General features: G+C 61.1%; 14 protein-coding genes. 7 read left to right on the forward strand and 7 right to left on the reverse strand.

The features are described 5' to 3' along the window. Positions 1 to 127 precede the first annotated feature (127 nt). Genes ftsX through ftsY form a run of 3 tightly spaced genes read right to left on the reverse strand, consistent with a single transcriptional unit; the run spans position 128 to position 3,229 of the window. Positions 128 to 1,117, reverse strand: coding sequence for a permease-like cell division protein FtsX (ftsX, locus tag C1N62_RS16425; protein WP_137764632.1), 990 nt, complete (start codon positions 1,115 to 1,117; stop codon positions 128 to 130). After that, complete coding sequence (ftsE, locus tag C1N62_RS16430) at positions 1,107 to 1,778, reverse strand: cell division ATP-binding protein FtsE (protein ID WP_137764633.1); 672 nt, start codon at positions 1,776 to 1,778, stop codon at positions 1,107 to 1,109. The genes ftsX and ftsE overlap by 11 nt, the downstream gene beginning before the upstream one ends. Before the next feature lie 5 nt (positions 1,779 to 1,783). After that, positions 1,784 to 3,229 carry a signal recognition particle-docking protein FtsY gene (gene ftsY / locus C1N62_RS16435; protein WP_137764634.1) on the reverse strand — a complete coding sequence of 482 codons (1,446 nt, stop codon included), beginning with the start codon at positions 3,227 to 3,229 and terminating at the stop codon, positions 1,784 to 1,786. A gap of 226 nt (positions 3,230 to 3,455) precedes the next feature. On the opposite strand from ftsY, the gene rsmD reads away from it, so the two are divergent. Both rsmD and C1N62_RS16445 read left to right on the forward strand, forming a co-directional pair. Beyond that, positions 3,456 to 4,076: a 16S rRNA (guanine(966)-N(2))-methyltransferase gene (rsmD, locus tag C1N62_RS16440; RefSeq protein ID WP_137764635.1), complete on the forward strand. Its 621-nt coding sequence runs from the start codon at positions 3,456 to 3,458 to the stop codon at positions 4,074 to 4,076. Continuing rightward, positions 4,066 to 4,344 (forward strand): DUF1145 family protein, encoded by a 279-nt coding sequence (locus C1N62_RS16445; protein WP_137764636.1) that lies wholly within the window; start codon positions 4,066 to 4,068, stop codon positions 4,342 to 4,344. Before rsmD ends, C1N62_RS16445 begins: the two co-directional genes overlap by 11 nt. Positions 4,345 to 4,349: 5 nt before the next feature. On the opposite strand, the gene C1N62_RS16450 is transcribed toward C1N62_RS16445, so the two are convergent. Continuing rightward, positions 4,350 to 4,667, reverse strand: a complete 318-nt coding sequence (locus C1N62_RS16450; protein WP_137764637.1) for a DUF1820 family protein — start codon at positions 4,665 to 4,667, stop codon at positions 4,350 to 4,352. A gap of 206 nt (positions 4,668 to 4,873) precedes the next feature. On the opposite strand from C1N62_RS16450, the gene C1N62_RS16455 reads away from it, so the two are divergent. Continuing rightward, positions 4,874 to 5,500 carry a lysoplasmalogenase gene (locus C1N62_RS16455; RefSeq protein WP_137764638.1) on the forward strand — a complete coding sequence of 209 codons (627 nt, stop codon included), beginning with the start codon at positions 4,874 to 4,876 and terminating at the stop codon, positions 5,498 to 5,500. A gap of 35 nt (positions 5,501 to 5,535) precedes the next feature. Here the strand turns inward: C1N62_RS16455 and tusA are convergent, their stop codons facing one another. Then, on the reverse strand, positions 5,536 to 5,784 hold the full coding sequence (gene tusA / locus C1N62_RS16460) for a sulfurtransferase TusA (RefSeq protein ID WP_137764639.1): 249 nt from the start codon (positions 5,782 to 5,784) through the stop codon (positions 5,536 to 5,538). 257 nt (positions 5,785 to 6,041) lie between these two features. Between tusA and C1N62_RS16465 the strand changes: the two genes are divergently transcribed. Continuing rightward, positions 6,042 to 6,707: a 7-cyano-7-deazaguanine/7-aminomethyl-7-deazaguanine transporter gene (locus C1N62_RS16465; RefSeq protein WP_137764640.1), complete on the forward strand. Its 666-nt coding sequence runs from the start codon at positions 6,042 to 6,044 to the stop codon at positions 6,705 to 6,707. 100 nt (positions 6,708 to 6,807) lie between these two features. Continuing rightward, entirely contained in the window at positions 6,808 to 7,377 is a 570-nt protein-coding gene (locus C1N62_RS16470) for a DcrB family lipoprotein (protein WP_137764641.1), read from the forward strand. A 50-nt stretch (positions 7,378 to 7,427) separates the two neighbouring features. Here the strand turns inward: C1N62_RS16470 and C1N62_RS16475 are convergent, their stop codons facing one another. Continuing rightward, positions 7,428 to 8,492, reverse strand: a complete 1,065-nt coding sequence (locus tag C1N62_RS16475) for an ABC transporter ATP-binding protein (RefSeq protein ID WP_137764642.1) — start codon at positions 8,490 to 8,492, stop codon at positions 7,428 to 7,430. A gap of 52 nt (positions 8,493 to 8,544) precedes the next feature. Next, entirely contained in the window at positions 8,545 to 9,600 is a 1,056-nt protein-coding gene (locus C1N62_RS16480) for a LacI family DNA-binding transcriptional regulator (RefSeq protein WP_137764643.1), read from the reverse strand. 256 nt (positions 9,601 to 9,856) lie between these two features. Here C1N62_RS16480 and C1N62_RS16485 point away from each other — a divergent pair, with 256 nt between their 5' ends. Together C1N62_RS16485 and C1N62_RS16490 are read left to right on the forward strand one after the other, a co-directional pair. Further along, positions 9,857 to 11,125 (forward strand): ABC transporter substrate-binding protein, encoded by a 1,269-nt coding sequence (locus C1N62_RS16485; protein WP_137764644.1) that lies wholly within the window; start codon positions 9,857 to 9,859, stop codon positions 11,123 to 11,125. A gap of 1 nt (position 11,126) precedes the next feature. Further along, on the forward strand, positions 11,127 to 11,999 hold the full coding sequence (locus C1N62_RS16490) for a carbohydrate ABC transporter permease (protein WP_137764645.1): 873 nt from the start codon (positions 11,127 to 11,129) through the stop codon (positions 11,997 to 11,999). Positions 12,000 to 12,001: the final 2 nt, after the last annotated feature.

The raw sequence follows: 12,001 nt of genomic DNA on the forward strand, positions 1-12,001 counted from the left end.
TACGTGATGGCGTAAAGGATAGATAGGGAAAACGTGCGAAGGGAAATGCCGGAAAGGTCAGGAACCCGAAGGCGCTTCCCCTGCCTGCACGATCAGAGCAGCAGGGGAAGAGTATATCAAAAAATCACTATTGTGGTGTAAAACGGCGTAAATGTTGCACGGTTGCTAACCACGCGGCGATCCAGCCGATCATCGCGGCGATCAACAGCAGCAGCAGACCCTCATCCCAGCTCAGGCCATGCAGGGTAAAGGTGGTGCCGAACACCGACGCCACATGCACCACTACGCTCTCCAGCCGCAGCACCAGCGCCTCAGAGAGGCCGAGCGAGAGCAGCGCGCCGAACAAGCCGAGCAGCGCCCCGCCGTTGAGGAACGGGCGCAGGATAAAGCCGTCGGTCGCGCCAATCAGCTTCATCACGTTGATGGTGTCACGGCGGCTGAAGATGCTGAGCCGCACGCTGTTGCCGATCACCAGGAACACCGCCACGATCATCAGGATGCCGATCATCGCCGCCACCTGGCCCACCAGCCCGGTCAGGGCCGCCAGCCGGGCGAACCAGCTGTCATCCATCCGCACCTCATCCACGCCCTGCACCGCCGCCACGCGGTCGCGCAGGGTGTTGAGCGTCTCCTGGCTCTGGAAGTTGAGTTTCGGCGTGATGATCGCCACCGCTGGCAGCGGGTTCTCCTCCAGCATGTCCAGCGCGCCGCCGAAGCCTGACCAGTTGCGGAACTCGCCCATCGCCTCGTCACGCGTCAGGTAGTTGACCTTCTCCACGCCGCCCTCGGCTTTCAGCGCCTTGATCACGCTTTCGGCCGCGTCATCATCCAGCGCCTTGTCGAGGTAGACCGTCAGTTGCGGCGTCGGATACCACTGCTCCGCCGCGGTGCTGACGTTCTTCCACACCAGATAGCAGACGCTCGGCAGCGTCAGCGAGATGGCGATCACCATGATGGTCAGCAGCGTCGCCAGCGGCTGGCGCAGCATGTCTGACAGCGCATTGGCCCACGCGTAGCGCCACTGCTCATGCCAGCCGCCGCGCAGGGATTTGCTCTTGGCGCTGCGTGCCGCCTCGGCGCTCTTCACGCCGCCGGTGCCCTTTGGATTACTCGCCATGATGCGGCCCCCCGTGCATCCGCCCCTGCGTCAGGGTCAGGATGCGGTAGTTGCGGCGGGCGATCAGCCCCATGTCGTGGGTCGCCATCAGTACCGTCACGCCCACCCGGTTGAACTCCTCGAACAGGCGCAAAATGCCTTCGGAGAGCGCCTCATCCAGGTTGCCGGTTGGCTCATCCGCCAGCAGCACCGCCGGCTTGTTGACCACCGCGCGGGCGATGCCGACGCGCTGCTGCTCACCGCCGGAGAGTTGGATGGGAAAGTTTTTCGCTTTGTCCAGCAGCCCGACCTTGTCCAGCGCCGCGGAGACGCGGCGGCGGATGTCCTCGCTGCTGGCGCCGGCGATGATCAGCGGCATCGCCACATTGTCATACACCGTGCGATCCATCAGCAGGTGGTGATCCTGGAAAATCATACCGATCTGGCGGCGCAGGAAGGGCACCTCGCGCGCCTTGAGGCGGCTGATGTCGTGCCCGCCGAACCAGATATGGCCCGCGCTGGGCCGCTCAATGCCGCAAATCAGCTTGAGCAGCGTGCTCTTGCCGGCCCCGGAGTGGCCGGTGAGGAACGCCATCTCCGCCGGACGGAGGTGGAAATCCACCCCCTGCAACGCTTGCCGGCCGCCGAGATAGGCTTTACTGACCTGTTCAAAGCGAATCATCCGTATTAATCCTCTCGGGCAAAAAGTGCCTCAATAAAATCGTCGGCCTTGAAGGGCCGCAAATCCTCAATGCTCTCACCGACGCCGATGTAGCGGATCGGAATGCCGAACTGGTCGGCGATGGAGAAGATCACCCCACCCTTCGCCGTCCCATCCAGTTTGGTCAGGGTGATGCCGGTCAGGCCTACGGCCTCGTTGAACAGCTTCGCCTGGCTGACAGCATTCTGCCCGGTGCTGGCGTCCAGCGTGAGCATAACCTCGTGGGGCGCGTTCTCGTCCAGCTTTTTCATGACGCGGACAATCTTCTTCAGCTCTTCCATCAGGTGCGCTTTGTTTTGCAGACGGCCCGCGGTGTCGGCAATCAGCACGTCGATTTTGCGCGCCTTGGCCGCTTGCAGGGCGTCGAAGATTACCGAGGCAGAGTCCGCGCCGGTGTGCTGCGCCACCACCGGGATATTGTTGCGCTGGCCCCAGACCTGAAGCTGCTCCACCGCCGCCGCGCGGAAGGTGTCGCCCGCCGCCAGCATCACCGACTTGCCCTGTGCCTCAAACTGGCGCGCCAGCTTGCCGATGGTGGTGGTTTTGCCGACGCCGTTGACGCCGACCATCAGGATCACGAACGGCGTGTGCGAGGTGACATCCAGCGGCTGGTCAACCTTCGCCAGGATCTCCGCCATCTCCTCTTTCAGCTTGCCGTAGAGCTGCTCGGCATCTTTCAGCTCCTTGCGGCTGGCGTGCTGGGTCAGGGAGGTGATGATGCGGCGGGTGGTCTCCACGCCCACGTCGGCGATCAGCAGCTGCTCTTCCAGCTCCTCGAACAGGTCGTCATCAATCTTTTTGCCACGGAACAGGCCCATAAAGCCGGAGCCAAGGTTCTGGCGGGTCTTCACCAAGCTGCGTTTCAGGCGCGCGAAGAAGCCCTCTTTGGTCGGGCGCTCCTGCTCCTGCGGCACCACGTCCGCTGGCACGATCGGCGCGAGCGTTAGCGGGGCTTGATCCTCTTCGATCTGCGCCTCGGTCAGCGGCTCGCCACGATCTTCCGCCAGGGCCGGGATCGCCGCCTCGGTCTCCTCCACCGGTTGGTGGGCGACCTCCTGCTCAGCGGCCACCTGCTCGGTGATCGCCACAATCTCCTGCGCCAATGCCTCTTCCGGGGCTGGCTCTGCGGCCACGGCCTCCGGGGCCTCCTCCCGCGGCGTCGGCTCGATGCGCTCCGCCTTCTCAACCACTGCCTCTGGCTCCGCGACCGGTGCCTCTGGCTCAACCACCGCTGCCTCTGGTTCGGCAACGGGCGCTTCAGGTGTGGTTACCGGGGCGTCAGCCTCTGGCGTTACCGCTTCAGGTTCAGCCTGTGCTTCCTGGGAGGCGACGGCCTCTTCCTGCTCGGTTTTCTCTTCCTGACGGTTGCGACCAAACCAGGAGAAAAACCCGCGTTTTTTCTCTTTTGCCATTTTTCGACTTCACTCCTCGCCGTTGTTGCAGGGCGTCAGGACATTAAAAAGTTATAAACCCGGCAGTCTAACACTTTCTTTTCACAGCAACACGCTCCCGGCGCGGCAATCCGGCGGATTTGGCCGGCACGGCGAAACATTTGCCCTAAACCTTCACACCGGTAGAATAGCCCACCAAACTGTATGTGAGCGACGCCGCTTCGGCCGCTGAAAATTGAAACGAGATATGGCAAAGAAACCGCAATCCGCCCCGGCCGGGCAAATCCGCATCATTGGCGGACAGTGGCGTGGCCGCAAACTTCCTGTCCCGCATAGCCCCGGCCTGCGCCCGACCACCGACCGCGTGCGTGAAACGCTGTTCAACTGGCTGGCACCGGTGATCCGTGGCGCGCGCTGCCTCGACTGCTTCGCCGGTAGCGGCGCGCTGGGGCTGGAAGCGCTCTCGCGCTATGCCGGCCACGCCACCCTGCTGGAGTTTGAGCGCCCGGTGGCGCAGCAACTGGAGAAGAACCTGGCACTGCTGCGGGCGGAAGAGGCACAGGTCGTGAACACCAACGCCCTCACCTGGCTGGCGCAGAGCGGCACGCCCTACGACGTGGTGTTCCTCGATCCGCCGTTCCGCAAGGGCATTCTGGCGCAGACCGTCACTTTGCTGGCGGAACAGGGCTGGCTGGCAGAGGAGGCGTGGATCTATATTGAGGCCGAAGCGGAGGGCGAGGCCCTGGACGTGCCCGCTGACTGGCAGTTGCACCGTGAGAAGATTGCCGGGCAGGTCGCCTACCGGCTCTATGTTCGCCAGACGCCCGGCGCGTCACTGGCCCCAGAGGAGTATGCAGATGTTGATTAATATTGGCCGCGTGCTGATGCTGTGCGTGTGGGCGTTTTTGTTGTCCAACGTGATCCACCCCTTCCCCAAGCCGCTGAACATTTTCCTGAATGTGGCGATGATCTTCATGATCCTGATGCATGGGTTGCAGCTGACGCTGCTGAAATCCACGCAGCCGAAAGATGGCCCGGCGATTGGCAAGGCGCAGCAATTCCGCATTTTCCTGTTCGGGGTGTTTGAACTGCTGGCCTGGCAGAAGAAGCAGCCTGCCCTGCCGAAAAAGAAGTAACGCGCTTACTTTTTCCCCGGCAGGATCGGGAAGGGGGCGACGTTGTCGCCCAGCTCCGAGATGCGGGCGCTGCCCCGCTCGGTGACCGCATCGATGCGGATCACCGCCTGTAACGGGATGTAGCTGCGGTTGACGCCACTGAACTCGGTCTTCAGCCGCTCCGTTGACGGATCCACCAGCAGCGTGGAGTGGCTGTCAAACACGAACCCGCCAATCTCAATAAAACCAAACAGCGTACCCTGCACCACCTCACGCACGTAGAGCTGGTAGTTTTTGCCGTTGTTCATGAACTGGATGCGGTATAGCGGTTGCTGTTCACTCATGCTCTCACCTCGCCTGCACTGGCCGGTACGCGCCGCGCCGGAAATTTTTCACTTTCCGTAACATAGCACGAAGCCCTGTGCAGGAAACATCCGGGAATCCGATTGTCCGCCCGTGGCGCTTTCCCCTACACTTATCCGGCAGAGGGAAATGCAGTCGCCCGGCGCGGCTGTAAGGTGAAAAAACATAAACGTTAAGAGGGAAGCAAATGAGTTGGCCTTTACTTGCGGTATTTTTTTCGGCCTGGCTGTATGTGGATGCCAGTTATCGCGGCCCGGACTGGCAACGCTGGCTGTTTAAGCCGGTCACGCTGTTGTTACTGTTACTGCTGGCGTTGCAGACGCCAATCCTGTCGGTCTACGGCTACCTGATTATCATGGGGCTGATCGCCACGCTGGCGGGCGACGCGCTGATGCAGTTGCCGAAGGCGCGCGTGATGTATGCGCTGGGGGCGTTCTTCCTCTCCCACCTCTTCTACACCCTGAGTTTCGCCACCCAGATGACCATCACGCTGTTCTGGCCGCTGCCGCTGGCGCTGGTGGCGATTGGGGTGATCCTGCTGGCGGTGATCTGGACGCGGCTGGAGGAGCTGCGCTGGCCGGTCTCCACCTTTGTGGCGATGACGCTGCTGATGGTGTGGCTGGCGGGCGAGCAGTACTACATGCGCAGCAATGATTTCAGCTTCTCGGTGCTGGTCGGCACCTCGCTGCTGCTGCTCTCCACCATCCTCTGGCTGGTGCACCGCTTCCGCTGGAACTTCCGCGCGGCGGATGCGCTGGTGGCCGCCTGCTACTTTGGCGGCCACTTCATGATCGTGCGTTCAATGGTGCTGTGACACCCCGGCCTGCCGCGCGGCGGCAGGCCCCCTCCTCACGCCGCGCCCTTTCGCAGCAGATAGCGGTAGGGCAGGCTCTCCGTCTCCGACGCCAGCAGGGTGTGCTCCATAAACCGGCAGAAGCCGGGAATGTCACGGGTGGTGGCCGGATCGTCAGCGATAATCAGCAGGGTCTGGCCCTCTTCCATATGGCGCACCGCTTTGCGCACCATCATTACCGGTTCCGGGCAGCGCAGGCCCAGCGCGTCCAGCGTCTTATCGGCCTGGGTAAATGCATCTGTCATGGGTTTCTCTCAATTACGGCGGGCGGGATGCGGCGTCAGGCCGCGATCGGCAAGGCAAACAGTTTACCCCGGCAAAAATCTGGTGCAAGCTGCGTGAACGATTGCGCGGAATTTAACCATTTGCATCAGTTGCGCAAACAGGTAATATGCGCGCCGCGCCGCGACATCCTGTGGCGGCGGCACGAGCGTCTGGCCTGATTGGCTGGCCGGGCATGAATACTGGGTTCCCTCACCCCATCACTAAAAAGGCGACATTTATGTACGACTTTACCCTCCAGCAGCGTCATCGCGCGCTGGTTTGGCTTTCCCTGTTCCACATCCTGATCATTACCTCCAGCAACTATCTGGTGCAGCTGCCGATCGACATTTTCGGCTTCCACACCACCTGGGGCGCGTTCACCTTCCCGTTCATCTTCCTGGCGACTGACCTGACCGTGCGCATCTTTGGCGCGCCGCTGGCGCGACGGATTATCCTCGCGGTGATGGTGCCAGCATTGCTTATCTCCTACCTCATCTCGGTGGTCTTCTACCAAGGCAACTGGCAGGGGCTGAACGCGGTGACCGACTTCAACCTGTTTGTGGCGCGCATCGCCATCGCCAGCTTTATGGCCTATGTGCTCGGGCAGATTCTGGACGTCTACGTCTTCAACCGCCTGCGCCAGCGCCACAGTTGGTGGATTGCCCCGGCGGCGTCGATGTTCTTCGGCAACATCAGCGACACCCTGGCCTTCTTCTTCATTGCGTTTTACAAAAGCAGCGACGCCTTTATGGCGGATCACTGGGTGGAGATCGCGCTGGTGGACTATAGTTTCAAAGTGCTGATCTGTCTGGTCTTCTTCCTGCCGATGTACGGGATGCTGCTGAATACGCTGCTGAAGCGTCTGAGCCGCAGCGGCGGTCAGCAGTATGTGCGGGCGCATTGATTATCAGGCAGTTTGCGCAAAAGTCTGACTTGCTTTTCGGTACTGAATCAGGTGCGATAAGGGCCGAAAGTCATGGACTCATGATTAAGAAGGAAGCCCTATGCGTAAACTCGTAAAATATGTCGGTATCGGCCTGTTGGTGACGGGCCTCGCGGCCTGTGATGGCAACAGCGATGAGAAAGCCAGCGCGGCACCGGATGCCGACCAGACCACTACCCAGACCGCGGCTGGCCAGCAGGTTTCGCTGCTGAACGGCAACGTCACCTTCACCATGCCGGGTGACATGAGCGACCAGAGCGGCAAGATGGGCACCCAGGCCAACAACATGCATGTCTATGCCGATGAGAGTGGGCAGAAGGCGATCATCGTGCTGTTGAGCGACAACAGCCCGGACGCGCTGGACGCGCTGTCAAAACGTCTGGAGGAGCAGCAACGCTCCCGCGATCCGGACTTGCAGGTGGTCACCAACAAGAGCATCACGGTGGATGGGCAGCCCGTCCAACAGCTTGACAGCGTGATCTCCACCAGCGGCAAGAAGGCCTACTCCTCCGTGCTGCTGGCGAAAGTGGACAGCCACCTGATGACCCTGCAAATCACCCTGCCAGCGGATGACCAGCAGCAGGCACAGGGTCAGGCAGAGCAGATCATCAATACGCTGAAGTTCAAGTAACACGACACTCAGTGCATCAGGGCGGGGATCTCCCCGCCTTTTTTTTTGGCTTACTCCAGCCGCTCCCCCGCCTCATCAAACAGCAACAGGCTCGCCTCCTCCGCACCAACCTGTAGTGTCGTACCCGCCGGGAAACGCACCTGCTGTGGCGTCTTGAGTTTCAGCGCCAGTTCGCCCGCGCGGGCGTAGACCAGCGTGGCGTCCCCCTGCAATTCGGTGAACTCCACCTCCACCGCCAGCGTGAGATCGTGCGCCCCCTCCAGCCGCAAATGCTCCGGCCGGATGCCGACCCACAGCCGCTGATCCGCCTGCAAGCTTGCTGGCGGCTGGCGCAGCGTAAACGGCGACTGGCCGTCGATCCGCACCTGCCCGTCGCGCCAGTGGGCTGGCAGTAGGTTGATTTTCGGCGTGCCGATGAACTCCGCCACAAAGGTGTTCTGCGGCCGGTTATACAGCTCAATCGGCGTGCCTATTTGCTCCACCTTCCCCTTGTTGAGCAGCACGATGCGGTCGGCCAGCGTCATCGCCTCCACCTGATCGTGGGTCACGTAGATCATGGTGTTTTTCAGCCGGGCGTGCAGGCGGCTAATCTCCTGGCGCATCTGCACCCGCAACGCGGCGTCGAGGTTGGAGAGCGGCTCATCAAACAGGAATACCGCCGGTTGCTGCACGATGGAGCGGCCAATCGCCACCCGCTGCCGCTGCCCGCCGGAGAGCTGCTGCGGCAGGCGATCCAGCACCGCTTCCAGCCCCAGCATCTGCGTGGCCTCCTGCACGCGGCGCTCAATCTCCGCCGCCGGGGTGTGCAGATTCTTCAGGCCGAAGGAGAGGTTCTGCCTGACCGTCATGTGCGGGTAGAGCGCGTAGGATTGGAAGACCATCGACAGCCCGCGCTGGCCAGCGGGCAGGTGGGTCACCTCGTTGCCATTGATGAACACCGCGCCGGAGGTCAGCGCCTCCAGCCCGGCAATCATCCGTAGCAGGGTGGATTTGCCGCAGCCGGAGGGGCCGACCAGCACCAGAAACTCGCCGGACTGCACGGTAAGGGAGAGTGCCTCAATCACCGTGCTCTTCTGGTAGCACTTGGTGACGCGATCCAGTATGACGCCTGACATAGTGAAATCCTTGTAAAACGGCCGGCACCGCGCGCCGGCGATGCGTAGCGGCTCAGAGAGGGCGCGCGTCGGGCTGGGTTGACTCACGCACAATCAGTTCAAACTCCAGCGTGTGGCGCACCCCTTTTTTCCCCTCTAACAGCAGGCGGGCGGCAATCTCCCCTTTCTTGACCGCATCCTGGGCGATGGTGGTCAGGCCGGGATGCGTGCCCGCTGGTGCGTTGTTGTCGAAGCCGGTGATCGCCATTTGCTGTGGGATGGCCAGCCCGGCCTGCTGGCAGGCGCGCGCCGCGCCGACGGCAAAGCGATCCGACAGGCAGATCAGCGCGGTCGGGCGCGGTGACTGCGCCATCAGCGCCTGCGCCGCCAGCGCGCCATGCGCCTCGTCATGCTCCGTCTCATACAGCCAGCAGGCGGCGAGGTCGATGCCGTGCGCCACCAGCGTGCGTCGGCAGGCGTTCACCCGCGTCAGCATCAGGGTGTTGTCGCCCTCCAGCGGCGCGTCGAGCGCGGAAAGCCCCTGCCGCCCCTGCTGGGACGGGAAGGAGATGATGCCGACCTGACGGTGGCCGCACTCCAGCAGGTGCAGGCAGAGCTGGCGCATCGCCTCGTGGTTGTCGATAGAGACGCAACTGTGCGGCGGCAGGAGGAAATCGGTGGTGACAATCGGCAGGCCCCTGTTAAGCGCCTTCTCAATAATCCGGTCATTGTTGAAGGTGGCGTTGAGGATATAGCCATCCACCGCCGCATTCAGCGAGTACAGCTTCGCCCGGCTTTTGTGTTTCAGCGGGATCAGCACGATATTCGCCCCCTGCTTTTCGCAGGCATTGGCGATGCCGTTCATCAGGTGCACATCATGCTGGTCGGTGAAGACATAGCTCAGGGCGTCATTGAAGATCACGCCAATCGCGCCGGATTTGCCTGTCCGCAGCGCGCGGCCAAGGTGATCTGGCGTGTGGTAGTGGTTTGCCGCCGCGTGGGCCAGCACGCGCTCAAGCAGCGCCGGTGATAATTTGTGCGGCCGGTTAAACGCATTGGAGACCGTGGTATGGGTAACGCCCAGATCTTTGGCGAGGGATTTTAGCGTCACCTTTTTCTTATTCGGCATACAGGCCACCTTTCACAAAAATAGTGGGCGCAGTAATCCGCCCACTATTATCTTGGGGAGCAACGGCAATTCAGCCTGAATTACCGCTTATTTATCGCCGCAAAGTTTAACGATAAACAAAATGAATTCTGTGACAGGTTTAACGCCAAAGTTAAATAGCCGCGTGCTAGCGTAAAAAAAGAGACGCGCGGCCCGCCGGCGTTAAATATAAAAAAGATAAATATATAGTCACTTAGCTATTATTAAAGGAGTATATATGTTGCGCACAGCAATAAAATACGCCGCCCTGTCCGCGGCCCTATTATTTCTTGGCGGCTGCGGGCAGGAGGAGCAGGCCAGCGAGCCGCTGAAAATGTGGGTGGCGCCCAACCGCACGCAGGAGCAATTTTGGGGCGAGGTGATCCGCGACTGGAACGCCATTCCCGGCAATACGCCCATTGAGTTCTCCGCCATCCCGGCGGCTGGCAGTTCGGAGGAGGCGATCATGAACGCGCTGGCCTCCGGCACTGAGCCGGACATTTCCACCAACATTTTCATCGGCTTTGCCGCGCAACTCACCGAACTGGACCAGCTCACTGACTTCTCCACGCTGGCGGGCTATGACGCGCTGGTGAAGGCGCGCCGGATGGAGCCTGCGCTGGCGAACTGGAAAATCGACGGCAAACAGAGCGTTATCCCAATCTACGTCAGCCCGATTGTCTACTGGTGGCGCGGCGACATCCTGGCGCAACAGGGGTTTGACGAGGTGCCAACCACCTACGAGCAGGTCTACGGGCTGTCACAGCGCTACGCCGCGCAGGGGCGGGGCTACTCCATGCAGGTGACCGCTGGCAAGAACTGGTGGGATCGCTGGTGTGACTTCATTCCGCTCTACTACGCCGCCTCCGGTGGCACGCCCTATCTGGCGGACAACCGCGCCCAGTACAACAATGAGGCTGGCTTGCAGGCGCTGACCTTCATCCAGACCATGTTCCTGAACAAGTGGTCGAGCTACGACTTCACCGCCGCTGACGACCCGCTGCTGACCGGCGCGGTGATTGGTGCGGTGCGCGGCCCGTGGGACATCATCCGCTACCGTGACAACTATCCTGAGGTGCTGAAAACCATCCGCATCGGGCCGATGCTGACCGCCAGCGGCCAGCCCAACCCGGCCACCATGGCCGACAGCAAAGGGCTGGTGCTATTTAATAGCTCGGATAAAAAAGAGGCGGCGTGGAAATTTATCCAATGGGTCTATAGCAACCCGAAATATGATTTGCGCTGGCTGGAATTAACCAATATGCCGCCAGCGCGTGACGACCTGCTGACCAATCCGCAATTCATCGCCTATTTTGACAATAACCCGCTGGTGAAAGAGATCGTTAATTATATTGATCGCGCCACACCGCCCGCCGCCATTATTCATACCGTGGATGTCCAGCGCAGCATGACGCAAATGATCGAGCGGACAATATTCAGCAACCAGACACCTGCCGCCGCCTTAAAACAGTCGGCAGCGGAAGTCGACCCTATTTTGGCGCAGTGATATGAAATTCGCCCTGAAAGAGTCCACGCTGGGGGGCCTGGTGGCCTCCAGTTATCTTGGCTATTCGCTGTTGTTTTGGTTCTACCCGATTTTTTGGCTGTGCGTATTGAGCGTCACTGACTGGAAATTTATTGGCCTGCCCACCTTCAGTGGGCTGCGCAATTTTCTGGCGGTGCTGCATGACCCGCTCTTCTGGCGGGCGATGCGTAACGTGTTTCACTTCCTGCTCTACTACCTGCCGGTGGTATTCAGCGCCTCGCTGCTGTTTGCCTTCGGGCTGAAAAAGATCCGCTACGGCAAGGCGTTCATCGCCCTGAGTTTCCTACTGGCGAACGTCTCCTCCAGCGTCGCCTACTCGGTGGTGTTCTCGAAACTCTTCAGCGAGTCCGGCCCCATCAACACGCTGTTGCAGCAACTGTGTGGCGTCAGCGTGCCGTGGTTCACCTCGCCGGACGTCGCCATGCTGTCGATTGCGCTGATCGTCACCTGGAAGTTCGTCGGGTACTACGGGCTGATCTTCTACTCCGGCCTGATCACCCTGCCCAAGGAGATCGAGGACGCCGCCGCCCTCGATCACGCTGGCCCCTGCAAGCGGCTGTTTTACGTGACGCTGCCGATGATGAACGCGCAGATCGTGATGGTGTTGGTGCTTGCCATCTCCGTGGCCTTCGCGCTGTTCACCGAACCCTACCTGATCACCGGCGGTGGCCCGCTCGACAGCACCACTACGCCGATGGTGGTGATGTATGAGGCGGCCTTCCGGCGTATGCGGCCCGGCTGGGCGGCGATGATGTCGATTATCGTCGCGCTGGTCAGCTTTGGCCTGATCTGGCTGCTGCGCCGGCTGCTGGAAAAGAACATTGAGAAGGTGTGACC

The organism is Nissabacter sp. SGAir0207, assembly GCF_005491205.1.
Lineage (GTDB): Bacteria > Pseudomonadota > Gammaproteobacteria > Enterobacterales > Enterobacteriaceae > Chimaeribacter.